Source organism: Gracilibacillus sp. Marseille-QA3620 (assembly GCF_054950035.1).
Genome location: NZ_CM143102.1, coordinates 3,562,518 through 3,587,799, shown reverse-complemented (window position 1 = coordinate 3,587,799; position 25,282 = coordinate 3,562,518). Strand labels below are relative to the sequence as shown.

Annotated in this window: 26 protein-coding genes; 19 read left to right on the top strand and 7 right to left on the bottom strand. The window is 43.9% G+C overall.

Annotation, left to right across the window (positions count from 1 at the left end):
* Positions 1–130 precede the first annotated feature (130 nt).
* The 12 genes from ACY8DX_RS18105 (at position 131) to ACY8DX_RS18050 (ending at position 11,250) form a co-directional block, all read left to right on the top strand.
* On the top strand, positions 131–1,750 hold the full coding sequence (locus tag ACY8DX_RS18105) for a long-chain-fatty-acid--CoA ligase (RefSeq protein ID WP_462405743.1): 1,620 nt from the start codon (positions 131–133) through the stop codon (positions 1,748–1,750).
* Positions 1,747–2,517 (top strand): SDR family oxidoreductase, encoded by a 771-nt coding sequence (locus ACY8DX_RS18100; protein WP_462405742.1) that lies wholly within the window; start codon positions 1,747–1,749, stop codon positions 2,515–2,517. The genes ACY8DX_RS18105 and ACY8DX_RS18100 overlap by 4 nt, the downstream gene beginning before the upstream one ends.
* A gap of 165 nt (positions 2,518–2,682) precedes the next feature.
* Positions 2,683–3,858, top strand: coding sequence for an acyl-CoA dehydrogenase family protein (locus tag ACY8DX_RS18095; RefSeq protein WP_462405741.1), 1,176 nt, complete (start codon positions 2,683–2,685; stop codon positions 3,856–3,858).
* A gap of 13 nt (positions 3,859–3,871) precedes the next feature.
* A complete protein-coding gene (locus ACY8DX_RS18090; RefSeq protein WP_462405740.1) occupies positions 3,872–4,636 on the top strand; it encodes a beta-ketoacyl-ACP reductase in 765 nt (254 codons plus the stop codon).
* 35 nt (positions 4,637–4,671) lie between these two features.
* Positions 4,672–5,844, top strand: coding sequence for a thiolase family protein (locus tag ACY8DX_RS18085; RefSeq protein WP_439802158.1), 1,173 nt, complete (start codon positions 4,672–4,674; stop codon positions 5,842–5,844).
* 31 nt (positions 5,845–5,875) lie between these two features.
* Positions 5,876–6,277 (top strand): acyl-CoA thioesterase, encoded by a 402-nt coding sequence (locus tag ACY8DX_RS18080; RefSeq protein WP_197089897.1) that lies wholly within the window; start codon positions 5,876–5,878, stop codon positions 6,275–6,277.
* A gap of 64 nt (positions 6,278–6,341) precedes the next feature.
* Positions 6,342–7,208, top strand: coding sequence for a branched-chain amino acid ABC transporter permease (locus ACY8DX_RS18075; RefSeq protein WP_049669690.1), 867 nt, complete (start codon positions 6,342–6,344; stop codon positions 7,206–7,208).
* Entirely contained in the window at positions 7,208–8,212 is a 1,005-nt protein-coding gene (locus tag ACY8DX_RS18070) for a branched-chain amino acid ABC transporter permease (RefSeq protein WP_049669691.1), read from the top strand. The genes ACY8DX_RS18075 and ACY8DX_RS18070 overlap by 1 nt, the downstream gene beginning before the upstream one ends.
* 13 nt (positions 8,213–8,225) lie before the next feature.
* Positions 8,226–8,990, top strand: coding sequence for an ABC transporter ATP-binding protein (locus tag ACY8DX_RS18065; protein ID WP_049669692.1), 765 nt, complete (start codon positions 8,226–8,228; stop codon positions 8,988–8,990).
* Entirely contained in the window at positions 8,983–9,690 is a 708-nt protein-coding gene (locus tag ACY8DX_RS18060; protein WP_439802157.1) for an ABC transporter ATP-binding protein, read from the top strand. The genes ACY8DX_RS18065 and ACY8DX_RS18060 overlap by 8 nt, the downstream gene beginning before the upstream one ends.
* A 29-nt stretch (positions 9,691–9,719) precedes the next feature.
* Positions 9,720–10,889 carry an ABC transporter substrate-binding protein gene (locus ACY8DX_RS18055; protein WP_049669694.1) on the top strand — a complete coding sequence of 390 codons (1,170 nt, stop codon included), beginning with the start codon at positions 9,720–9,722 and terminating at the stop codon, positions 10,887–10,889.
* 154 nt (positions 10,890–11,043) lie between these two features.
* Complete coding sequence (locus ACY8DX_RS18050; RefSeq protein ID WP_049669695.1) at positions 11,044–11,250, top strand: hypothetical protein; 207 nt, start codon at positions 11,044–11,046, stop codon at positions 11,248–11,250.
* A 452-nt stretch (positions 11,251–11,702) separates the two neighbouring features.
* Here the strand turns inward: ACY8DX_RS18050 and ACY8DX_RS18045 are convergent, their stop codons facing one another.
* Positions 11,703–12,866 carry a MalY/PatB family protein gene (locus tag ACY8DX_RS18045; protein ID WP_462405739.1) on the bottom strand — a complete coding sequence of 388 codons (1,164 nt, stop codon included), beginning with the start codon at positions 12,864–12,866 and terminating at the stop codon, positions 11,703–11,705.
* 195 nt (positions 12,867–13,061) lie between these two features.
* Between ACY8DX_RS18045 and ACY8DX_RS18040 the strand changes: the two genes are divergently transcribed.
* Both ACY8DX_RS18040 and ACY8DX_RS18035 read left to right on the top strand, forming a co-directional pair.
* Positions 13,062–13,562 carry an Lrp/AsnC family transcriptional regulator gene (locus tag ACY8DX_RS18040; RefSeq protein WP_049669697.1) on the top strand — a complete coding sequence of 167 codons (501 nt, stop codon included), beginning with the start codon at positions 13,062–13,064 and terminating at the stop codon, positions 13,560–13,562.
* Positions 13,559–14,725, top strand: coding sequence for an aminotransferase (locus ACY8DX_RS18035; protein WP_439803102.1), 1,167 nt, complete (start codon positions 13,559–13,561; stop codon positions 14,723–14,725). The genes ACY8DX_RS18040 and ACY8DX_RS18035 overlap by 4 nt, the downstream gene beginning before the upstream one ends.
* 48 nt (positions 14,726–14,773) lie before the next feature.
* Here ACY8DX_RS18035 and ACY8DX_RS18030 read toward each other — a convergent pair whose 3' ends face one another.
* Positions 14,774–15,136, bottom strand: coding sequence for a helix-turn-helix domain-containing protein (locus ACY8DX_RS18030; protein WP_049669699.1), 363 nt, complete (start codon positions 15,134–15,136; stop codon positions 14,774–14,776).
* Positions 15,137–15,203: 67 nt separating this feature from the next.
* A complete protein-coding gene (locus ACY8DX_RS18025; RefSeq protein ID WP_439803101.1) occupies positions 15,204–16,541 on the bottom strand; it encodes a sodium-dependent transporter in 1,338 nt (445 codons plus the stop codon).
* A gap of 224 nt (positions 16,542–16,765) precedes the next feature.
* Here ACY8DX_RS18025 and yugI point away from each other — a divergent pair, with 224 nt between their 5' ends.
* Positions 16,766–17,167 carry a S1 domain-containing post-transcriptional regulator GSP13 gene (gene yugI / locus ACY8DX_RS18020; RefSeq protein WP_049669701.1) on the top strand — a complete coding sequence of 134 codons (402 nt, stop codon included), beginning with the start codon at positions 16,766–16,768 and terminating at the stop codon, positions 17,165–17,167.
* A gap of 232 nt (positions 17,168–17,399) precedes the next feature.
* Entirely contained in the window at positions 17,400–18,599 is a 1,200-nt protein-coding gene (locus ACY8DX_RS18015; RefSeq protein ID WP_439803100.1) for an ornithine--oxo-acid transaminase, read from the top strand.
* Between the two features lie 65 nt (positions 18,600–18,664).
* Here the strand turns inward: ACY8DX_RS18015 and ACY8DX_RS18010 are convergent, their stop codons facing one another.
* Positions 18,665–18,889 (bottom strand): DUF378 domain-containing protein, encoded by a 225-nt coding sequence (locus ACY8DX_RS18010; protein ID WP_049672756.1) that lies wholly within the window; start codon positions 18,887–18,889, stop codon positions 18,665–18,667.
* Positions 18,890–19,051: 162 nt separating this feature from the next.
* Here ACY8DX_RS18010 and ACY8DX_RS18005 point away from each other — a divergent pair, with 162 nt between their 5' ends.
* From ACY8DX_RS18005 to ACY8DX_RS17995, 3 genes are all read left to right on the top strand, one after another.
* Positions 19,052–20,215, top strand: coding sequence for an iron-containing alcohol dehydrogenase (locus tag ACY8DX_RS18005; RefSeq protein ID WP_049669703.1), 1,164 nt, complete (start codon positions 19,052–19,054; stop codon positions 20,213–20,215).
* Positions 20,216–20,390: 175 nt separating this feature from the next.
* A complete protein-coding gene (locus ACY8DX_RS18000) occupies positions 20,391–21,743 on the top strand; it encodes a glucose-6-phosphate isomerase (RefSeq protein ID WP_049669704.1) in 1,353 nt (450 codons plus the stop codon).
* A gap of 146 nt (positions 21,744–21,889) precedes the next feature.
* Positions 21,890–22,255, top strand: coding sequence for a YugN family protein (locus ACY8DX_RS17995; RefSeq protein WP_049669705.1), 366 nt, complete (start codon positions 21,890–21,892; stop codon positions 22,253–22,255).
* Here ACY8DX_RS17995 and ACY8DX_RS17990 read toward each other — a convergent pair.
* Genes ACY8DX_RS17990 through ACY8DX_RS17980 form a run of 3 tightly spaced genes read right to left on the bottom strand, consistent with a single transcriptional unit; the run spans position 22,252 to position 25,273 of the window.
* Complete coding sequence (locus ACY8DX_RS17990; RefSeq protein ID WP_462405738.1) at positions 22,252–23,022, bottom strand: potassium channel family protein; 771 nt, start codon at positions 23,020–23,022, stop codon at positions 22,252–22,254. The two genes, ACY8DX_RS17995 and ACY8DX_RS17990, sit on opposite strands and share 4 nt — an antisense overlap.
* 22 nt (positions 23,023–23,044) lie before the next feature.
* A complete protein-coding gene (locus tag ACY8DX_RS17985; RefSeq protein WP_462405737.1) occupies positions 23,045–24,172 on the bottom strand; it encodes a Ger(x)C family spore germination protein in 1,128 nt (375 codons plus the stop codon).
* A 12-nt stretch (positions 24,173–24,184) separates the two neighbouring features.
* Positions 24,185–25,273: a GerAB/ArcD/ProY family transporter gene (locus ACY8DX_RS17980; RefSeq protein ID WP_462405736.1), complete on the bottom strand. Its 1,089-nt coding sequence runs from the start codon at positions 25,271–25,273 to the stop codon at positions 24,185–24,187.
* Positions 25,274–25,282: the final 9 nt, after the last annotated feature.

The window sequence follows — 25,282 nt, the reverse complement described above, 5'->3', positions numbered from 1 at the left end:
GAATTCGGCAGTGGAATCTAGCAGATTACCACTGCCGAATTTTTTTTGGTGCTGGCATATTGGCATAAATCTTGCATCACAAAAGGTGAGTCCTTTCTACATAAGGAGATAAACGTTTCGGAGGTGCAAGATGGAAAACATAACTGGGCGGGCCTGGCAGCAATGGTACGTAAAGGACGCATTTCAGGATATTCCGAATCTGGGTTTATATGATTTGCTGGAGCGGTCGGCAAAACGATATTCTGAGCAACCGTGCATCATTTTTGAAGGGGAAGTATGGAGCTATGAATCTGTAAAGCGGCAGACAGATCAACTTGCGGGTGGTTTGAAGACGCTTGGATTAAAGAAAGGTGACCGTATTGGGCTTATGCTTGAGAATAATCCCATTTATGTAATCAGCTATTATGCTGCACACCGTTTAGGACTAATTGTTGTCCAGATTAATCCTCGCTACACAACGAGAGAGTTGCTGCAGATTGCCTCAGACAGTGGCTGTCGGGCAATCATTTATGACGGAACAGCTGAACGAGCAGTGAAAGAAGCACAACTAATCTATCCATTTGAGCAGACCATTTATGCAGGTCCAAAACAAAATCGAGAAAAAACAGTTCAAGAGCTGATGAATAACGATCTGCTGGAGAAAGGTGAGAAGATCAATCCGCTGGAGGATATTGCTGTTATTCAATATACTGGCGGGACGACAGGCAAGATGAAGGGAGCGATGCTCACACACTGCAATGTAGTGGCTAATGTGGTCCAAAGCCGTGCGATGTATGGGGAAATCATGACAGAAGGACGGGAAATCGTCTTGACGGCAACTCCTTTGTATCATGTGTATGCGATGACAAGCGGCATGAATTTAAGCATTTATCTCGGAGCAGCAATCTTGCTGTATAAACGCTTTGACACCAAAGCTATCCTAGAGGGCATTGAACGATACAAGCCAACTTTCTTTCCGGGAGTGCCAAAGATGTATATGGCCCTCACGCAATATTCGGAGATTGACCGCTATGATCTGACTTCCTTGAAAATGTGCACATCCGGTTCAGCACCAATTCCAATCGAGATTCTTAACCAGTTTGAGCGTTTGACGGGTGCTTCTATTGGAGAGGGGTTCGGATTATCGGAAGCTTCCCCTACCACACATCGGAATCCGCCGAATGGCATCCGGAAGGTCGGCAGTGTCGGTATTCCACTTCCAGGTACCGACTGCTTGATTATTGATGAGAATAACCAGCCGCTGTCAGAGAACCAAGTGGGCGAATTGCTTATCCGCGGACCGCAGGTTATGAAGGGATATTGGAATAATGAGCAAGAAACCGCACGCGCATTAAAAGGCGGGTGGCTTTATACAGGGGACTTAGCTATGCAGGACCGCGATGGCTACTTCTATATTGTCGGCCGGAAGAAAGAGATGGTGATTGTGGGGGGGTTCAATATTTACCCCCAGGAGGTGGAGGATGTACTTTATGGACATCCAGATATTAAGGAAGCTGCAGTCGCGGGTATTCCTACGGCTGAGGCAGAGGAAATTGTGAAAGCCTTCATTGTTCCGAAGGAGGGGACGACCATTGATTTAGAGGAAGTGAAAGGCTATTGCTATGCAAGGCTGACACCGTATAAAGTGCCAACCTTATTTGAGATTCGAAGCGAGCTTCCGCGCAATACTGTCGGCAAGCTGTTGAAGAGGACCTTAATCAAGGAAGAATTGGATAAACAAGTTGAAAAGAGCAGGAGGAATGATGGATGAAGTCTTCCCTATTTGATTTAAGCAGATGTACGGCATTAATAACAGGAGGGGGAACAGGACTAGGGCGCATCATGGCAGAGACGTTGGCTGAGTATGGGGCAGAGGTGGCAGTTTGCTCACGAAATATCGCGCATGGACTTGAAACGGCCGAATTAATCACTGCCCGATATGGCAGAAAGGCAAAGGCTTATTCATGCAATGTGGCTGTAGAAGAAGAGGTCATTGAGGTGGTCCAGCGTGTTACGGAGGATTTCGGTCCCATTCATATCTTGATTAACAACAGCGGCACGACATGGGGAGAAAAAGTGGAGGAAATGCCTTATGAAGCCTGGAAAAAGGTCATGGATGTCAATCTTGGCGGGACGTTCCTCATGTCTAAATATGTTGGGAGACAGATGATTCAGAATCGACAGGGTAAGATCATTAATATTGGATCGGTTGCCGGCATTAAAGCAGAAGCGCCTGATGTGCTGAATGCCATTGGATACAGCGCAAGCAAGGCAGGCATCCACCATTTCACGAAGGATCTGGCAAGGAAGTGGGGCGAATACGGTATCAACGTTAACGCTATTGCCCCAGGATTCTTTGAGTCAAAAATGACAAGACATATCCTGAGTGAAAACCAAGAGAAAATCATTCATAAGAATCCGATGAAACGGCTTGGAGACCCGGATTCCTTGAAGGGAGCGGTCATGCTTCTGGCGAGCCGGGCAAGTGATCATATTACTGGGCAAATCATTGCGGTTGATGGAGGAAGCTCCTTATAAGGGGATGATTCATTCTTGAATGAGTCGTCAAAGATGAATCGATTCAATTGTGATTTTTGCGTATTTATCCGTCTTTTAGGTTGGCATGATACTTGCATTAAATAAGTTTGAACAAAAATAATTGTAAGCGATTTCAAAAAAATAGAAGGAATGGGTGGGAGAAAGATGTATTTACGGTTAACAGATGAACAAAAAATGGTGCGCAATACAATCAGGAAGTTTGTGGAGAATGAATTGATTCCCCTAGAGAATGAAGTGCTCAAAAATGAACGGGAGGGCAGGCCAAGCCTCTCAGATGAAAAGCTTGAGGAACTCCAACTGAAAGCGAAGGAGTTCGGTTTCTGGGGAATTAACACTCCGGAGGAATACGGAGGGGCAGATTTAGGTCAGATGATGATGGCAATTGTCCTGATGGAAGTATCCAAAACATTCGTCCCCTTTAAATTTGGCGGTTCAGCCGATAATATCCTCTACTACGGCAATGAGGAGCAGAAAGAGAAATATTTAATTCCAACCATCAATGGAGAGAAGAAATCCTGCTTCGCGATGACAGAACCGGATGCCGGGTCGGATACACGCAATATTAAAACAACCGCCGTAAAGGATGGAAATGACTGGGTCATTAATGGGGAGAAAACCTTCATCACCGGTGGAAATGAAGCCGACTTTGTCATGGTCATAGCCATAACGGATAAAGAAACCCATACCAGAACGGGCAGAGAGGGTGTCACCTGCTTTATCGTGGACCGCGATATGGGCTGGAAATCAGAATATATCCACACGATGGGTGAGTGGGGACCGGCCGGTTTGGTCTTCGATAATGTGCGTGTTCCAGAGGAAAATATATTAGGCGAGCTTCATGGCGGTTATAAGCTGGGGCTTGAGTGGATTGGCTTTGCGCGCTGGGTCGTCGGGGCAAGAGCGGTCGGAACAGCAGAGCGTCTCCTTCAAATGGCGATTGATTATTCTAAGGAGCGTTTTACATTCGGGAAACCGATCGCTGACCGTCAGGCGATTCAATGGCAAATCGCTGATTCAGCGGTTGAAATTGAGGCGGCACGCTGGCTGACACTCAATGCAGCCTTTACCCTCGATCAAGGAGAGGATAACCGTCACCTGGCTGCCATGGCCAAACTCTACGGGGCCAATATGGGGAACAAAGTCGTGGACCGTGTCCTCCAGATTCATGGCGGAATGGGCTATACACGTGAGCTGCCGATTGAACGCTGGTACCGTGAGGCGAGATTATGGAGGATTTATGATGGGACAGATGAGATTCAGCGCATGATTATTTCTCGTAATCTATTAAAAGGCCATGTCAAAGTTGGGGATTTCATTTAAGGAGGAATAGGTGATGGCAAATCATTTTCAAAACAGAACAGCCTTCATTACAGGCGGATCACGCGGAATTGGCCGAAAGATAGCTGAGAGGTTTGGAGAAGAAGGGGCTAATATCGCGATTATCGATTTAAATGAGGAAGCCATTGAGGAGACAAAGCAAGCCTTTGAGGAGGCTGGATGCCCTGTCTATGCAAAGGTGGCAAGCGTGACTGACCGTGAGCAGGTTGAGGGCGCGATGGCGGAGGTGGTTGAGCAATTCGGGAGCATTGATATTCTGGTCAATAATGCCGGAGTAATCCGTGATAATCTGCTCTTTAAGATGACGGACGAGGATTGGCAAATGGTCATGGATGTCCATTTGAAGGGAACATTCTTCGTGACAAGAGCAGCTCAGAAATATATGGTGCAAAACCAATATGGCCGTATTATCAACATTTCATCCACATCTGCCTTAGGGAATCGAGGACAGGTGAATTACTCAGCCGCCAAGGCAGGACTGCAAGGATTTACGAAAACCCTTGCCATTGAGCTTGGGAAATATGGCATTACGGCAAATTCTGTTGCCCCAGGCTTTATTGAGACAGATATGACGAAGGCGACAGCTGAACGGATTGGCATTTCCTTTGATGAACTGATTGAAGCGAGCGTCAGCAAAATCCCTGTTGGCCGTTCGGGAAAGCCAGAGGATATTGCCAATGCCGTTGCTTTCTTTGCGGATGAGAAATCCTCCTTTGTGAGCGGACAGGTGCTGTATGTGGCTGGGGGACCTAGGAATTAATGAATATCCCTCTTATGGGAAAGGAGCATGAAGCTATGGGGAAGGAAGCGGTCATTGTGTCTGCTGTCAGAACAGCAATCGGCAGGCAGGGAGGAGCATTAGCATCTGTTCCTCCTCATGTATTTGGTGCAGAAGTGATAAAGGAAGCCGTGAAGAGGGCTGGTATTACACCGGATGTGCTTGAGGATTGCCTAATGGGCAATGTATTAAGCGGCGGTGGAAATATTGCTAGATTAACAGCTTTGCAGACTCATCTAGCCTTGGAGCTACCGGGTTTAACGGTAGACCGGCAGTGCGGGTCTGGGATTAATGCAGTCACATTAGCTGCACAAGCCATTAAAGCAGGGGAGGGGGATGTTTATATTGCCGGTGGGGTAGAGAGCATGAGCCGTGCGCCATATTTACTCGACCGTGCTGATAAACCGTATAGCCCAGCACTTCCAAGGTTCAGAAAATCCAGGCTGTCACCGGAAGAAATAGGGGACCCGCCAATGGGAATCACTGCTGAGAATTTGGCTGAGAAGTATCGCATCAGTCGAGAGGAACAGGATGAATTCGCAGCAAACAGTCAAAGAAAGATGAGATTTGCGATGGAAGAGGGCCGGTTTGATGAGCAGATTGTCCCAATCTCCATTCCGGTGAGAAAAGGGAATCCAGTCATTTTTAAAGCAGATGAGCATCCCCGGCCCCAAACGACTATGGAAGCATTGGGCAATCTTTCCCCAGCCTTCAAGGAAGACGGGTCAGTAACAGCAGGAAACAGCTCTGGGTTAAATGATGCCGCCGCAGCACTTGTGATTATGTCCGGCAGCAAGGCATCCGAGCTGAATCTTGAACCATTGGCCATCATCAGAGAACAAGCCATTGCCGGTGTGGATCCTAATTTAATGGGAATTGGACCAGTCCCGGCTGTGAAAAAGGTCTTACAGAAGGCTGGTTTGACGTTGGATGACATGGACTTGGTTGAAATCAATGAAGCCTTTGCCGCTCAGGTTATCGCATGTGAGCGGGAGCTTGAGCTGAATCCGGATAAGGTCAACGTGAATGGCGGAGCAATTGCTCATGGACATCCGCTCGGCGCCACCGGGGCCATCTTACTGACAAAGGCTGTGTATGAATTAAGGAGAATTAAGGCCAAGTATGCGTTAGTCACGGCCTGTATTGGCGGAGGCCAAGGAATTGCTGTCATTATTGAACGGCCATCATGATTCTATAGAAAGATAGGTGAAGCACATGGCCATGGAATTACTAGAGACAATCGTCTATGCGCGCTTCAATGATTCAGATGCATCAGGCTATATAAGCAGTATCAGTTATTTCTCTTATATGGAGGAGGCGCGCACAAAGTTTTTTGACAGCCTTCAAAGATATATCGAGGATGAGAAGGTGAATTTCATCGTAGCGTCAGCCCAATGTCAGTACGAAGGGTACGAGCGCGTCAAAGAATATCTGTCCGTATCCACCATGGTTACTCATGTTGGGAAGAAAAGCTTTCATCTGTCCCATGTTATATCAAATAGCCAATCAGGCATTGTCATAGCAAGAGGGAATGCAGTGATTGTCTGCTTTAATTTTGACGAACAGATAACGGTCTTGATTCCAGGCGGTCTAAGGAATCATCTGGAGAGACTGCAAGATTAGGAGAGAAGAGTGCGAGAGATTCATTCTCTGAAGCCTCTTTCCTCCGTATATAAGGAGGGATTAAATGGAGACTCTTTTGCAGCAGCTTTTTAATGGATTAACAGTCGGGAGTGTTTACAGTCTTGTGGCACTGGGACTTACCCTTGTATTTGGAATCCTGCATATCCCTAATTTCGCACACGGAGCCCTTTATATGCTAGGGGGATATGTAACGTTGACGATGATGACAAGCTTGGGCCTGCACTATTGGCTAGCCATTCTTCTATCTATGTTAGCGGTAGGTTTGATAGCTGTTTTGATGGAGCGGCTGATTTTCCACCCGCTTAAGGATGCCCCGCCATTGCAAGATAAGATTGCCGCCATTGGAATACTCTTGTTTTTGGAGGCTCTAGCTCAGTTCATATGGGGAGCAGAATATCGGATGATGCCGACTCCTTATGGACAGGTGGTAGAAATAGGTGGTCTGACCATCACGCTCCAACGAATTTTGATTGTTGGGGCAGCCATCGTCATCATGATTGGCCTGCATTTCTTCCTGCGCAAAACAATGACGGGCTCATCAATTATCGCAATGGCCCAAAATCGGGACGGAGCATTTCTGGTTGGAATTAATGCCAATAAGGTGGCAATGCTCACCTTCTTAATTTCCGGAGCCCTTGCAGCGATTGCGGCATCCTTAGCGGCACCTATCAATCTCGTCTCTCCAGGCATGGGACATCTCGTTATTCTAAAAGCATTTGTCATTATTATTTTAGGCGGGATGGGCAGCATTCCAGGAGCCATTCTCGGAGGATACATCCTCGGTTTCAGTGAAAGTCTTGGGGCTGCCTATATTTCTAACGATTATAAAGATTTGATTGCCTTCGTCCTGCTTGTGTTGATTTTATCCATTAAGCCCCAAGGATTATTTGTGAAGGAGGGACATAGCTAGTGAAGGGAGCCTATTTAAAGAAATTCCTCCTGCCGGCCATACTGTTGCTTTCCCTGCTCTTTCCTCTCGTTATACAAAATGAATACTATCTGCATATTATGACGCTTGCCTTTATTTGGATTATTGCTGTGTACGGTCTAAATCTAATCGCTGGCTATACTGGATATTTATCGCTTGCGCATGCTGGATTTTTTGCCATAGGCGCATATGCGATCAGCCTCTTGACCGTTAAGGCAGAAATGAACTATTGGCTTGCTTTTCTTCTTTCGGTCTTAATCACCTCAATCATTGGTTTCTTTATCGGCTTGATTGCCTTGCGTACAAAGGAACATTATTTCGCCATCTATACCTTATGTGTCGGCTACATTATTTACCTGGTGATTTACAAATGGGAGGAACTGACAGGAGGTGTACGCGGATTCATTGGTATTCCTTCGCCGCCCCCAATCGGTTCTATCTATTTCGATGAGGCAATTCCCATGTATTATTTAGTCCTGGTTTTTCTGATTCTTGGGATGATTGCCATGTACAGAATTGTCCATTCCTTGTCAGGACGGACCTATAAGGCCATCAGGAACAGTGAAGAATTAGCTGCTTCTATTGGTATTTCAACGATGAGGAATAAGCTTGCTGCTTTCGTTTTATCCACAGCTTATGCCGGGGTGGCTGGCGCTTTATACGCTTCGTTGATTCGGTTTATCGGACCAGACATTGGCTATACAAATATTATTTTTGATATGTTGATCTACCTGCTCGTCGGTGGCATTGGTACGCTATCAGGTCCAGTTATCGGGACGATTCTTGTTGTTTGGGTATCTCAGAATCTGCAGTTTCTGCAGGATTACCGGATGCTGATCTTTGGGCCTCTCCTGACCTTCTTGATTATTTTTTATCCGAAAGGAATTGCGGGCTCCTTCATTCAGTGGAGACAGAAGCAGAAAGAGAAAGCCCTCCAGAAGGAACATGCACGGGTTCAAGGACAGGAAGCGGAAAACAAAGTATAGGAGGGATGAGGAGATGTTCTTGGAAATCGAAGGATTAACGAAGCGGTTTGGCGGCTTGACTGCTGTGAATCAGGTAGACTTCTCTGTCGAAGAGAATAAGATTAATGCCATTATCGGGCCAAACGGCGCGGGAAAATCAACGTTTTTCAACTTAATCAGCGGTTTTCATCCGCCGTCTGAAGGACAGATTCTGTATAAGGGGGAAGACATTACAGGTATGCCGTCTCATAGGATTGCGAATTTAGGCTTCGCTAGAACCTTCCAAACGACACATTTATTTGAACAATCGACGGTTTTTGACAATGTCATGGTCGGCCATCGTCTTCGGACGAAATCTACACTTGTAGATGCCATATTTCGAACACGCCGGTTGAAGCGGGAGGAGGAGAAGTGCAAGGAGAAGGCATTAGAGGTATTGGAATTCACGGGGCTTTCCCATTTAGCGGACCGAATTACAGCTAATATCTCTCAAGAAGAGAAAAAACGAACAGCCTTCGCGCTTTCCTTGGCTACTGACCCAGACATTCTCTTTCTTGATGAGCCGGCTGCGGGAATTAATCCAGATGAGACAGAGGGCTTGACCGATTTGATTAAACGGATCTCTTCAACTGGCATTACGGTATGCTTGATTGAACATAAAATGCAAATGATTATGAAGCTTGCGGATAAGATTATGGTACTGAATCATGGAGAGAAAATTGCGGAAGGAACACCTGAGCAAATTCAAAATAATGAGGAAGTGATCAGGGCGTATCTAGGAGGCGAGGCTATTGCTTAAACTAAATCAGGTACATGTGAAGTATGGTCATTATACAGCTGTCAAGGAGGCAACAATTGAGGTTGGAAGCGGTGAAATCATCGTGTTGCTTGGAGCAAATGGCGCCGGGAAAAGCACCCTGTTTAGAGCAATCAGCGGTCTTCAAAAGGTTGCCTCGGGCTCTATCAACTTCGTTGATGAGCCTATCCATTCATTAAGTGCAGACCGAATTGTCAGAAAGGGAATTGTCCAATGCGCAGAAGGGCGCAAGCTGTTTCCGCAAATGACTGTACACGAGAACCTCATTCTTGGCGCCTTTGTCCATAAACGAAAGAAAGAGCAAATCAAAGAAACTTTAGCACATGTATTTGAATTATTCCCCATCCTTAAGGAAAAAGAGGGGCATTCTGCAGGCAGCCTGAGCGGCGGTCAACAGCAAATGCTCGCCATTGGCCGAGCACTTATGGCGAAACCGAAACTAATGATGCTTGATGAGCCATCTGTCGGTTTGGCTCCCCTCATTGTGGAGCAGATGTTTGATATTATCCAAACGATTAACAAGGAAGGAACAACCATTCTCCTTGCTGAACAAAATGCAAATGCCGCCTTGAAAATTGCCGATAAAGGCTATGTATTTGAGAGCGGATCGATTGTATTATCCGGCACTTCAGAAGAGCTGTTCACCAATGAGAAGGTTAAGAAAGCCTATATAGGTGCTTGAGTGAATCCTAAATTGAGAGGGGTAAGTGTATGAGAAAAGTCGGGTTGGTTGCTTTAATGGGAGCGATGCTATTCGGATTAATCGGCTGTTCATCTAATAATACGGCTGGAGGGAGTAAAGGGGATACGGTGACAATCGGATTCACGGGTCCATTGAGCGGTGCGGCAGCCTATTACGGGGAACGTACTCTGCAGGGGCTTGAGATGGCAGCAGAGGAAATCAATGATGCCGGCGGCTTTGAGGTGGATGGAAAAACCTATAAACTCGAAATTAAGGCACTAGATGATAAGTATTTACCAAATGAGGCAGCAGCCAATGCAAAGAGGCTTGTGCAGGAGGATAAAGCACCGATTATCTTCACTCCTCACAGCGGCGGAGTTCAGGCACTGCAAGTATTTAATGAACGGGATAAATTCATTATTGGCGCCTATACAAGTGAGCCGGGGGTCGTTGAATCAGGAAACGAGCTGACTGTCCAGGTTGCTCCGCAATACAGTGGTTATATTGAGCCGTTCACAACCTATGCGATGAAGACATCGGGCAAGAAGCTGGCTATGCTTCCGCCAGCGACTGAATATGGGAAGGATTGGGCGAAAAGCCTTCAGCCTGAATGGGAAAAACAAGGCGGTAAGATTGTTTATGAATCGGCTATTGACTTTGCGAAGGATACAGATTTCTTCACTATTATCACAAATGCTCTTAAGAAAAAGCCGGATGTCCTATTTATAGGGGGAGCATCTGAAGCAACCGCTAAAGTGGCTAAACAGGCAAGAGAACTAGGATTCAAAGGCGGGTTCATTGTTATGGACCAAGCGAAATTTGATCAAATGAAGGCTATTACGGGAAGCTATGATACGTTTAACAACTCTATTGGAGTTACGCCATTAATCTATTCAGACTTCCCGGGGACTGATGGATTTGTGGAAAAATACCATGACAAATATGATGGTGTAGATCCAAGCTCGGAATCTGGTCTTGATTATATCGCCTTACATGCCTTTGTCGGAGCGATGGAGTCGGCGGGAACAGTGGATGATGTAGAAAAAATCAGGAGCTCCATGCAGGAGGGATTAGAAAGTGTTACAGATGAAGAGAAGGTATACAATATCCCAAGCATTACGAAAGAAGGCTCTTTTGAAATCGATCGGAGGCTGACTATTATAGAAGACGGCGAAGTCAAAGAATATGAAGAAAACTAGTAATATAGGTTTAAACCGTCATCAGTTGAGCATAACAAGGAGCCTGCCCCTTCAGGCTCCTTTTCTTTAGGAAAATGGTTAAAACAATAAGAATAAATGTTATAATGTGGTGTACTATACAAATGTTTCCTTGGATAAGGAGGTATTCACTAATATGCCGCAATCCGTTTTATTTATTATGGGCTTGTTTTTGTATTTTCCTGAAGATAAGCGTGAATATATTCCGGCCGGCTTAACGATGGCAATCTTTCTTATATTTGCTATTTTGGCAATGAGGTTCATCATTTTGTATAACCGTAAGGAAGTGCAGAAGGCGAAGGAATTGGAAGAACAATTGAGAAAGAAAAAGATTATAGATTAAGAATGTGAGCTGCACAGAGTTGTGCAGTTTTTTTGATAGAAGGAGGCTGGCCTAGTTTCGGGTCAGCCTTTTTGATGTGGAAAAAGGAAGGAGCCTGTGAATTCGCCCTTAGGACCATTTCTTCTCCCATACATTCGGTAAAGCGCTCATACTCATAAAGGTTCGCCCATATAGCTTACTTTTCGCCCTTAAATCATGAAATTCAAATAAATCTCTTCAAAAGGAAGGCCTATCCATGGCCTCATCATGAAAAAATGACAAGCTGAAGAGATTCTTTCAAAGAAATCTTATTATTTGCGTTAAGTTTGCTTAATACAATATTGATTACGCCATTTTAATTTGCGGGGCAGCTCCAAGAGAATCCTCTTTCAACGGAGATATCATCATGAAAAAAGCAGGCGAGAAAAGCTGCATTGCCCTTTTCCTGCCTGCTATACGATTAAATACTATCATTATACTAAATCACTAAATGCTGTGTATAACCTGTTCAGTCCCTCTTTAACCGTTTCCGGGCTGCTGCCGATATTCATGCGGACGAAGCCGCTGCCGGCTTTGCCGAATTTGGTTCCAGGTTCGAGGGCAAGCCTTCCTTTTTGAATCAGGCGCTTGGTGATCTCGGCATCTGTGAGTCCTAGTCCGTTCAGGTCAATCCAAATCAGGAAGGATGCTTCTGGTTTGATGACGTTTACGTTCGGGAGTTTGTCATTTATGAAGGTTGTGACAAGCTCAACGTTGCCCTCAATCACAGAGGTTGTTTCCTTCAGCCAGTCGGCACCATATGTATAAGCGGCTTCCATGGCAGGATAAGCTAGGACATTGAGACCGTAGAATCCTTGCTTTAAGAATTGCCCGGTAAGCTTCTTCATAATCTCCGGCTTTTCAGTAATGACAAGAGAGGCTTGCAGGCCGGCGATATTGAAGGTCTTGCTTGGTGCCATAAGGGTGATTGTGTTTGGATTGATGGTGGCGATTGGTGTGTGCTCATATCCGGATAAGCTTAAATCAGCATGGATTTCATCTGAGATGATGAGAACATCATAGTCTGCGCATAATTCAGCCATACGGGCAAGTTCCTTTTTGCTCCAAACCATTCCCCCAGGATTATGAGGGCTGCATAGGATAAAGAGCTTGACGCCCTCCTTCAGCTTATTCTCAAAGTCTTCAAAGTCAATCTCAAGGCGATTATCCTGAATGCGGAGTGGATTTTCCACAAGGGTCCGGCTGTTTTCGTTAATGCAGCTGTAGAATGGGGCATAGACTGGTGACTGTATCATGACTTTATCGCCTGGTTCCGTGAATGCAAGGATAGAAGCCGCGATGGAAGGCACAACTCCAGAGCTGAAGAAGATTTGCTCTTTTTGAATGGTCCAATGATGCTTATTTTTCAACCAGTTAATCACAGATTCATAAAAAGAATCCTGTGGACGTGCATAGCCAAATATGGGATGATTTACACGTTCTATTAAGGCCTCCTGGACTTGACGAGGTACACCGAGGTCCATATCGGCTACCCACATTGGCAAGAGTCCTTCCCCATTGAACAAGGCATCTGCGTGATCCCATTTCAATGAACCGGTTCCTTTTCGTTCAATGAATTGTATATTTGAATTGACCATATTATTCCCTCCATCCATCTAATATCTGTCTATTTTAGCACACTGAAATAAAGACTTTAAGAAATGTTACCTGAAATTAGCAAGGTACAGATGAAGTATATTTCTTGAATTACATACCTAATTAGTGATAAGAATGATATAATATAAAAAGTTTAGACTAAATTTTCAGTCAATTTATAAATGGAGGTTAGGTCTATGCACCTTACTGATAAAGAAATCGAAATCATGCAGATTGTGGAGGAAAATGCCAGAATTTCTGTAGAAGATATTTCGAAGATGACGAGTCTCCCTGTTTCTGATGTGGAAACGACACTGAAGAAATTAGAGGATTCAAATATAATTGTTCGTTATGCAGCATTAGTGGATTGGTCAAAGGTGGAGGAGCATGAGGGCGTGACAGCCATGATCGATGTGAAGGTTACTCCGAAAAGAGGGGTAGGCTTTGACGAGACAGCCAAACGGATCTACCGGTATGAGGAAGTAACCTCTGTCTACTTAATGTCAGGGGCTTATGATTTATCTGTCGTAATAGAAGGAAAATCAATGAATGAGGTTGCTCGCTTTGTTTCAGATAAGCTATCAACGCTTGACTCAGTCATTTCAACAACTACCCATTTCATTTTGAAGAAATACAAGCATGATGGAACGGTCTTTTCACCACAAGAAGAAGATAAAAGGATAGTGGTCTCACCATGATTAAAACCAATTATTTATCAGACACTGCACGCAACATGAAGCCTTCAGGAATTAGAAAGTTTTTTGACTTGGCGGCAGGTGTTGAAGGAGTAGTTTCCCTCGGTGTAGGGGAGCCTGACTTTGTTACTCCTTGGCGCTATCGTGAAGCGGCCATCAATTCCCTTGAAGAGGGCTATACATCCTACACGGCTAATGCAGGACTGATACAATTGCGGGAAGAAATCGCTGCTTATATGAGCAGACGCTTCCATGTCAATTATTCACCAGAAAGTCAGATAATTGTGACGGTGGGCGCGAGCCAGGCAATCGATATTGCTCTTAGAGCCATTTTGAACCCTGGCGAGGAAGTTATTGTGGTTGAGCCTTGCTTTGTCTCCTATGCACCGCTTGTGACAATGGCAGGCGGAAAAGCCGTTTCGGTTGGGACGACGAAGGAATCTGACTTTAGGCTGCTGCCTCAGCAACTGGAGGAGGCCATCACGCCAAAGACGAAGGCAATCATGATTTGTTCGCCTAATAATCCGACTGGAAGCCAGCTTTCGAAGGATGATCTAGAGGCCTTGGCTAAGATTGTCATCAAGCATGATTTGGTTGTCCTCTCTGATGAGATTTATGCTGAGCTTGTTTATGATGAGGCTTATACAAGCTTTGCTTCAATTGAGGGAATGATGGACCGTACGATCCTTATCTCGGGATTTTCAAAAGGATTTGCGATGACAGGCTGGCGTCTTGGATTTGTCTGTGCGAATGAGGAAATTACCGCAGCGATGCTGAAGATTCATCAATATGCCATTATGTGTGCTCCGACTTCGGCTCAGCATGCAGCTCTTGAGGCGCTCCGCTATGGATTTGACTATGTGGAAGAAATGCGGAGAAGTTATTTGCACAGAAGGAATTATCTTGTGGAATCATTTAACGAGTTGGGGCTGACCTGCCATAAGCCAGGCGGTGCCTTCTATGCCTTCCCATCCATTGAAAGTACAGGAATGACCTCAGCAGAATTTGCCGAGAAGCTGCTGCTTGAGGAGAAGGTGGCTGTTGTTCCAGGAGATGTATTTGGAATTGGCGGCGAGGGTCATATCCGTTGTTCCTATGCAACGTCTATGGATCAGCTGCGTGAGGCTGTGACACGCATCGACCGCTTTATTCAGAAAAGGGCATAGCATAAATATAGGCCGGGCAGGTAGATATACTGCTCGGCCTTTTCTCATTTACTTGGTTTGTTCGTATTTAACATCAAAGAGCATTTGCATGACGTGCAGGAAATCCTTCTCTTCTATATCCTTCGTTTTTCGTAAAATCAGTTTTGCCTTTTTCTGTCCCATCTCTTGAATAAGAGATTGTAATTCATCATCGATGTCACAAGGCCCTGTTGGTGTTATTTGTTCAATCAATTCAGAAGCAGGGCATTCAAGTGCGGATGATAGATTTAAGATTACTTGCAGGTTGGGAATTAATTCATTTGCTTCAAACTTTTCTAGTTTCTGGGTGCCGATTCGAGAGCGCATAGCTAACTCCTCTTGGCTGAGACCCTTTTCCAGTCGATGTTTTCGTATGTTTTCACCAATTGACATCAAAATCCCTCCTAATGCTCTTTTCTTTTATTCTATCATTATTGAGCATGGAGGGAAGTTTGAAATGTTACAATATCCCGACGGAATAGAAGAGAACGGCTAAAATGGCAACGGGGCAAAGATAACGGATAGTGAAATACCAGGCGTTAAATAAACCAGCTGTTATCGCCGATCCTTTCTGGAGTTCTTCATACAGGGTTTTCCGGTTCATTGCATATCCGACAAAGAGAGAGATGAATAATGAACCGAGCGGAAGAGCAAGATTTGAAGTGATATAGTCAGCTAAGTCAAAAATCGTCTTTCCGAAAAGGGTGAAATCATTTAAGACCCCGAATGAGAGAGCACTTGGAATTCCGACAAGGAAGGTCACAAATCCAGCAATCCAGGTTGAACGCTTCCGTTTAGATGGATTCTCGCGCGAAATAACAGCTACCGTAATCTCTAAAATAGAGAATGCAGAGGTTAAGGTAGCGAATAAAAGCAGGACCATGAACACGAAAAAGAACAAACCTCCATAAGCCAGTTCATTAAAGACGGCTGGCAGGACAACAAAAACGAGCCCGGGACCGGAAGTCGGGTCAAAGCCAAGCGCGAATACAGCAGGAAAAATCACGAGCCCGGCCAAGATTGAAATCATGATATTCAGTCCTACGACAGATAAGGCAGACTTGCTCAAGTCCTCCGAGTCATTTAAGTAGGAAGCATAGGTGACCATGACTGAAATGCCGACGCTTAGAGCAAAGAAAGCCTGTCCGAGTGCCTCAAGCAAGGATTCAGCAGATAGCTTCCCGAAATCTGGCTGGAGGAGGAATTTAACTCCCTCCATTGCTCCATCCAATGTAAGGGAGCGGATGGCAAGGATGAGAAATAGAAGAAACAAGGCGGGCATCATAATCTTGCTCGCACGTTCAATTCCTTTATGAATCCCGCCTTGGACGACAAGGATCGTCATAATCATGAAGATGATTTGTGCGGTCAAGGATTCCACTGGATTTTCAATAATTTGGGCAAAAAGCTGCTCATACTGCCCATTTGCTGTTACCATGCCAAATAGAGCTCTTCCCAAATAGGAGAGAATCCACCCTCCGACAACACTATAAAAGGATAAAAGCAATAAAGAGGCAGCAACACCTCCTATGCCAAGAAGCTGCCACGTGCGATTCGATGCTATCGACTTATAGGCACGAATAGCATCCGTTTTGGCGTGTCGGCCGATGACAAACTCAGAAATCAGGATAGGGGCGCCAATCAAGAGAGTAAAAGCAATGAAAAGGATTAAAAAAGCGCCTCCGCCATTTTCGCCAGCCATATAGGGGAATTTCCAAATGGCACCGAGCCCGATTGCCGAACCGGCTGCTGCCAATATGAATCCTATCTTGGATGACCATTGTTCATGTTTTTGCATAGAGAAATACACCTCAGGTAAGTAGGATTAGACGTTAATCGTTTAATACTAGCATGAAGTGACAAGGTTTGCGAAAGATAGTTATTGGCCTGCGAGGTTTATAAAAAGAAAATTCGGGAATTGACATTATTGCTAGGGTGATTTTTGATAATGGGTAAATTTTATGATATAATTTTATATTGCGTATTATAACGAGATTTAAATACATTATTGGGAGTGTTTTTATGACTGCAAAATATGAAGCAGGACAAGTTTTGACAGGTAAAGTAACGGGCATTCAACCATACGGCGCATTCGTAGCGTTGGATGAATCCACACAAGGCCTTGTTCATATATCTGAAATTACACATGGCTTTGTTAAGGATATCAATGACATCCTTAAAGTCGGCGATGAAGTGAACGTGAAGGTATTATCCGTAGACGAAGAAGCAGGCAAAATTGCCTTGTCTATTCGTGCAACTGAAGAAGCACCGGCAGAAAAAGCTGAAGCACGCAAGCCAAGAAAGAAAGCAGTACAGCAAGTTAAGACTGCTCCAGCAGAAACTCCACAAGGCTTCAATACATTGAAGGATAAACTTGAAGAGTGGATTGAACAATCCAAGCGTGAAGATCTTATCAAGAAGTAATGACTAAAGCAGTTCAGGGGAACGTACCCTGGCTGCTTTTTTTTTACAGCCCCTCTGAAATAAGTAGATGCTTTTGAAAAAAACAATAGGAATACCCTTCCTATTAGTAGATAATATAAGTGTAGGGTGAATATTCTTTTTATTAAGAATTGGCAGTATTATTATACGTGAAAGATTGAACATGTAAGTGTATGATGAAGTAGATGACTGTTATGATTGGAGGTATTCTGTAATGAAAACATCTGTATCAAGCAAGATGATTGAACAAACAGAAAAGTTTGGTGCCCGTAATTACAATCCATTGCCAATCGTCATTTCAGAAGCGGAGGGCGTTTGGGTGAAAGATCCTGAGGGAAACCGATTTATGGATATGCTGAGTGCCTATTCGGCTGTCAATCAAGGCCATAGACACCCAAGGATTATTCAAGCGCTTAAAGACCAAGCGGACCGTGTCACCTTGACATCACGTGCATTTCATAATGATCAGCTTGGACCATGGTATGAAAAGATCTGTCAAATCACCGGAAAAGAAAAGGCTCTGCCGATGAACACAGGAGCAGAGGCCGTGGAAACAGCCTTCAAGGCTGCTAGGAGATGGGCATACGATGTGAAGGGTGTGGAGGATGGAAAGGCAGAAGTAATCGCTTGTATCGGCAACTTCCATGGAAGAACGATGCTTGCTGTATCCTTGTCCTCTGAGGAAGAATATAAACGCGGGTTTGGACCCATGCTCCCGGGAATCAAGCTTATCCCATTTGGGGATGTACAAGCGCTGAAAGAAGCGATAACACCTAATACGGCTGCTTTCTTGTTTGAGCCTATTCAAGGGGAGGCAGGTATCAATATTCCGCCTGTTGGTTTTTTGAAGGAAGCTTATGAGCTATGTAAAAAGGAAAATGTCTTATTTATCGCCGATGAGATTCAAGTTGGTTTAGGCCGGACTGGCAGGATGTTTGCCTGTGACTGGGAAGATGTCGTTCCCGATATTTACATCTTAGGGAAAGCTCTTGGAGGAGGTGTGTTCCCAATCTCCTGTATCGTAGCTGACCATGATATTCTGGATGTTTTTAATCCAGGGTCCCACGGATCAACCTTTGGCGGGAACCCGCTTGCTTGTGCTGTATCAACCGAAGCACTCGATGTTATTTTAGATGAAAAGCTTGCTGAGCGTTCACTTGAACTTGGTCAATACTTCCGAGAAGAGCTGGAGAAAATTGATCATCCAATCATTAAGGAAATACGCGGCAGAGGTTTGTTCATCGGGATGGAATTACACGGTGAAGCACGGCCTTATTGTGAAAGATTGAAGGAGGAAGGTCTATTATGCAAGGAAACGCATGATACCGTCATTCGCTTTGCACCGCCGTTAATCATTTCGAAAGAAGATCTGGATTGGGCCATTGACAAGATAAAACACGTCTTTTCTGTTTAAGAAAAGAGAGAAGCCCATTCACCAATAAGGTGAATGGGCTTTAATTTACTGCTAAAGGGCTGTTGTTATACCCGCTGTGTGCTGATTTCTTCACTTGGTCGAAAGAGGAGGCCTAGATTAATCAGTCCGGCAATGCCGACAAGAGCGTATATAACGCGGGCAAAACCGCCGGCTTGGCTTCCGCCGCCAAACACAGTGGCTACTAAATCAAATTGGAAAAATCCAATCAGTCCCCAGTTAATGGCACCGATAATGGTTAATAATAGTGCTGTACGTTGAATCCAACTCATTTCATTTCCTCCTTGAAGGTGAATCTTACACTCATAGAATGGATTATTCAGCTGAATCTTATTCATGTTTTATGCTTCTTTCTGACGGGAATGAAGAATTGATACAATAAAATAGATAGCTGCGGATCTATCCATCATGGCAGCAAAAAAAGGAGTGTCGTTATGCAAAATTTTGCTTATTTTAATCCAACAAAACTTGTTTTTGGGAAAGATACTGTAGAGCAGTTAAATGAATGGATTCCAGCTGATGTCGAGCGGGTTCTTTTGGTATATGGGGGAGGCAGTATTAAGCGGAATGGTTTATATGACCGCGTCATCTCACAGGTGGAGAAAAGGGGACTCGTTTATCATGAATTGCAGGGGGTTGAACCGAACCCGAGGTTAAGCACAGTTCATAAAGGAGTTGAAATCTGTAAAGAGGAGGGGATTGATTTCCTGCTTGCCATTGGCGGAGGAAGCGTCATTGACTGTACAAAGGCCATTGCGGCTGGAGCCCGATATGAAGGGGATGCATGGGATTTAATTACGAAGAAGGCTCCTGTGGAGAGTGCCCTTCCATTTGGGACCATCCTTACAATTGCGGCGACCGGTTCAGAGATGAACTCGGGAAGCGTTATTACCAATTGGGAAACAAAAGAGAAATATGGCTGGGGCTCTGTGCATACATATCCTCAATTTTCCATATTAGATCCCGTTAACACATTTACAGTACCGAAGAACCAGACCATTTACGGGATTGTCGATATGATGTCCCATGTGCTTGAAACGTATTTCAATCATAGCGAGAACACCCCGCTGCAGGATAAGATGTGTGAATCCGTTTTGAAAACGGTTAAAGAAACCGCTCCCAAATTACTACAGGATTTGGAAAACTATGAATTTCGGGAAACAATTCTCTATTGTGGAACAGTTGCGCTAAATGGTACCTTAAGTGTTGGAATCCGCGGGGATTGGGCTACACATAATATTGAACATGCCGTTTCGGCAGTATACGATATTCCGCATGCCGGCGGGCTGGCCATTCTCTTCCCTAATTGGATGGAGCATTGCATGCATGAAAACCTGCAAAAGTTCGTACGCTTAGGGGTGGAGGTATTTGACGTCGACCCAGCTGGCAAGACGGATGAAGAAATAGCCAAGGATTGCATCCGTAACATCCGATATTTCTGGACAAGCCTTGGGGCACCAACACGCCTGGCTGATTATGAAATAGATGATCGCAATCTGGACTTAATGGCAGATAAAGCGATGGCGAATGGCGAATTTGGGAACTTTAAGAAATTGAAGAAAGAAGACGTCTTAGCTATTCTGCGTGCATCTCTATAAGAGGGAGGCAGCAATTCAGATAGTATGGAGAAAGGAGAAAACGGTTCTCTCAAACCGTTTTCTTCTATACATCCCTGTGAAAACGTTATCTTCCTTTTTTGGTATCTCCCTAACTTGATTATCAGAAATGGATTCTGTAAAGTATTTTATGAGTAAATTAAATGGAGGCCTAGCAATGACTCATATCAAATTTGATTATTCCAAGGCATTATCTTTTTTTCAAGAACATGAAGTATCTTACTTGAAAGATACGGTGAAACAATTACATCATACCATCCATGAGAAGACCGGTGCCGGCAACGATTATATTGGTTGGCTTTCCCTTCCTTCTGATTATGATAAAGAAGAGTTCTCACGCATCAAAAAAGCGGCTGAGAAAATCAAAAATGATTCTGACATTCTTTTAGTCATCGGAATCGGCGGGTCCTATCTCGGGGCAAGAGCAGCGATTGAAATGCTTCAACACAGCTTCTATAACCTGCTTCCGAAAGAAAAACGCAACGCTCCTCAAATTATTTTTGCAGGAAACAACATTAGCTCTACATACATGAGAGATATTATGGATTTGCTCGAGGGCAAAGATTTCTCCATCAATGTCATTTCTAAATCTGGTACAACAACTGAACCAGCTATCGCTTTCCGCATCTTCCGTAAAGTATTGGAGGAAAAATACGGGAAAGAAGAAGCGAAGAAACGTATTTATGCAACAACAGACAAAGCACGCGGTGCATTAAAAACGGTAGCAGACGAGGAAGGCTTCGAGACATTCGTTATTCCTGATGATGTCGGCGGCAGATATTCTGTTCTTACAGCTGTAGGATTGCTTCCAATCGCAGCAAGCGGTGCAGATATTGACACAATCATGAAGGGCGCACAGCAAGCAGAAAAGGATTACTCTGAATCTGAGCTTGAAAACAATGAGGCTTACCAATATGCAGCGGTCCGCAATCTTCTCTATCGCAAAGGGAAAACGATTGAAATGCTTATTAACTATGAGCCATCCTTACAATATTTCTCTGAATGGTGGAAGCAATTATTCGGCGAAAGTGAAGGGAAAGACCAAAAAGGTGTCTATCCATCTTCAGCGAATTTCTCTACTGACCTTCACTCATTAGGTCAATACGTGCAAGAAGGACGCCGTGATATCTTTGAGACTGTTATTAAAGTTGAATCTCCTCGCCATGAATTAGTTCTTGAAGAAGCGGAGAATGACTTAGATAATCTAAATTATTTGGCAGGTCAAACAGTTGATTTCGTCAATAATAAAGCATTTGAAGGAACATTGCTTGCTCACACGGACGGCGGGGTGCCGAACCTTGTTGTCAGCATTCCAGCTTTGGATGAATACACATTCGGCTATTTAGTGTATTTCTTCGAGAAAGCATGTGCCATGAGCTGTTACTTAATGGGTGTAAATCCATTCGACCAGCCTGGTGTAGAAGCTTATAAAGTGAACATGTTTGCTTTATTAGGCAAAAAAGGCTTTGAAGAGAAGAAAGCTGAACTCGAAAAACGACTCCAATCTTAATGAACAAAAAGCCTGCATTCCCCGTACAAGGAGGATGCAGGCTTTTTTGCTTTTAATTAAATAAAAGGCCATATTATTACCATACATACCTTTCTCCATATAGAAGAGGATATGAATACAAACATACTCTGCTATGGAGGGAAATAATGATGATTGTTCTTCCGTCACGCTTAAAGAATACGGTTGTTACCTATTTGCACGCACGAAGAAAGCTTGCCTCACAAGGCTTCTTAGTTGGAGGGAATTGGGATTATGAGCAGGGGTATTTTGATTATCTGTTGGAGGGTTCTTATAAAGCGAGCTATTTACGGATTCCATTCTATACTTGCAGAGGGTCCATCGAGGATAAGAATGGCATCATTCGGATTGGAAATCCCTATTTGTTAACACTGGAGGACCGCATAGGGATACATAAAGATGAAAAAGGCCGGAGAGCTGGTATCCCGGCGCATTGTGTGAATTGGGGTTTAGAGGTGATTGAGCAGGCAGAAGAGGCATTGCTTGGATCTTAATCATCGTCTGTTTGTTTCGTGATAAGCTGGAGAAAGGCATCCCCAATCAGGTCGTTCGTTGCAATTATCTCATCAGCCCCGGCACGTTTTGCATTTTGAATCTGAAAGGGTGTAAGAATCTCACAAATGCAATGGGGCGCAGGGGTTTGTCCCTTTAAGGCTAACAGGGAGGAAATGACACGCAAGTCAGAATCCTGTTCATTTTTTGATGGATCGGCAGTGATGATGACCATCATCGCCTTCCGGCTATTGGTGTTCAGCCAAACCTGCTCGGTCGTGCTATCCCCGCGAATAAAGAATACATTGCTATGAGGAAGAGGGTGCTCGACGGCTGACTCATCAACTACAACTAAAGGTGTGAGAGTTTGGGCTTCAAGTGTTTGTATCATTTTCTTTGTCCGTTCATTCCACCCGACAAAAATGATATGGCTGTCGCCTTTATATACACCGGTTCCAAGATGAAAGGCTGTTTGCCGTTTAATGATATGAGATGACATCGAAGCGAAAAAGTAAGCAACAAATCCTCCACCGGCAAGAATCACAAAGAGAGCGATGAATTTGCCGGGGATGGTGGCCGGGACGATATCACCGTAGCCGACTGTTGACATCGTCTGTACCGCCCACCATATACCGCTTTTAATGGTATGGAAGGTTTCTGGTTCAATGATGTGCATGACCCATCCAAATACAATGGTTAAGGCGAGGACGGTAATGAGCAACCGTATGACTAAATGCAGTTTGCCGAAAATATTTTGGACAGAATTCATTTCATTTAGCTCCTTTTACCCCTCAATACAGAATGCCTTTACTGATGATGTCAATTTTCACTTTAGGAATAATCGTAATATCCTTGAAATCTTCATCCCAATTATAGCCTTTAAATTTTTCGGGATCTTGAATCATCATTTTATGACCCAGGCCCAATGCATCGCAATTTGCCTCTTGTAACGTTTTGGTTATCTCTTCGGCCTTTTTGGTCATGCTTTTTGAAATGAGCTTGGTAAGTTTTTTTCGTTCTTTATCAGTAAGCAGACCTTTTGTATATTCAGAAACGGACACCTTTAGTTTTAAGTCAACATGATAAATGGGTTTTCCAGACTCCCATTTTAATGTGGTTTTTGCTTTTGATCTTCTGACCGCAATCGTAATTTTTTTGTTGATTGCTTTTGCAGACTTGCTGTCATTTATGGTGAATTGTGCTGTTTTACCTCCTTTATTCTTCATTAAAAGCAATAAGGAGGCAGGCGCATTCGTTAAATATTTTCCCGTATACTTCCGTTTGTTGAAAAGAACTACACCCTTTAATTTTAAATTCTTATCCTTTCCTTTATCTATACTGAGATATGGAAGAATCATATCCTGACCCGGGCAGAACATAATTGGCATTAAGGTGCCTATTGTTAACTTGGGAATATGGGATTCCTTCTCTCCGCTGATAATTAAATCATTCAAAACTTCAGTTATTAGATTCCCTTGAATATATTCTCCATCCAGAAAATCGACTGCTTTACCTTCCGTTACGATAATCTTCGTATTTATATTACTACGTGCTTCACGAAAGTATATATCAAGGAGTGGATAAAGATCCTTCTTAGCCAATTCCTCACCAATGGCCAAGACCCGAAGTTTATTAGTTGAATAGGTGCCAGGAGTAATTCTATTCATCTCATCGCGTATTTGAAGCGGTGTTTCACCGGTAACTTGATAGGCATTATTGTATGGCTCGGTCTGACCGCCGCCGCCAACTGGCTTCATTGTTCGGATGATTGAGATGGAATGAATACCTTCCTGAGGTTTTTCCGCTATATCGTATCCAACGCCGAAGGCTATGCTTTGCTTCTTTAGGAAGTTTTGATCCCAGCAGCCTGCTGTTAAACTCAAAAGGGAGCAAATGCATAATACTTTTACTAGCTTCAAGGACATCACCTACTATTGTTTGATTTTCCGTATTTTAGCAACGATTAAGAGCAGGGGGGTCGTGCCGAACATGAACAGGTACGTGACAGGAAGCATCAATGACCCTGCTCGATGTACATTGAATTGGGATAAAGGGAAGCAGAGGCATGCGATAAAATTCAAGATGAAAAAGATCAGGAGAAGCCTCGACTCCTTTTTAGGATGAAATGCTTGTATAAACCCTGTCAAACACATATGCATATGAACGACGAATGATGTTGCCGTTGGGATAAGCCAAAAGCACATAATCAATAAATCTAATCTTTCAAGCACGCCGAACAAGGTTATCGACTTTAAAAGATGCAAGACTGGCATTACAACAATATCTAAGGGACGGCTTCCAAACAAGGCAAGGCTCGTTATAATGATAAAAACGTATATAAGGGATACAGTCAGTATGGAATAAAAGACAACTCTTCCCTTAGCCTTAAGGCTACCATCTACCTTAGGAAGGTAAAGTAAAATACAGTTGATTGCACTGTATATAGGGCCGATATGAAGGGCCCCCTTCATTATTTTGTGGAAAGGTACATCTCCAATCGGCAATAAATAAGTAAAATCCATATTTTCGATGCCAAAGCAAATGACAAAAACCAATATAAATATTAAAAGAAAAGCAATACAGCAAAATCTGGCGAAGGCAACCAATTTACCTGCTGCTATATAATAAGCAGGCAACAATAATAGTAGATAAGTGACGGGATAGGGTGTTATGGCTAATGTCCACTCTTTAGACAAATAGCCAAAATAGATACAAATATATCCCGCAGATATAAATGAATAAATGGATAAAAGGATGGATAGAATTTTTCCGGCCGTTTTCCCTAAGACAATTTCTGCAATTTGGTACAAGTTTTTGTCAGGGAAGTTTCTGTGAAGCGCAATGATGATAAGAGCTAGGAGCTGGAAGGCTACCAGCAGAATGACCCCAGATATCCATCCGTTATGTGCGGCCTCGTAACTGACATAAAATGGAATCGTGAATATGATGATGCCAATTAGGATTTGGATAATGACGAAGTATAGCTGAGTCAAAGAAAGCGGCTTAGTCGTAGTAGACATAGGAATCTA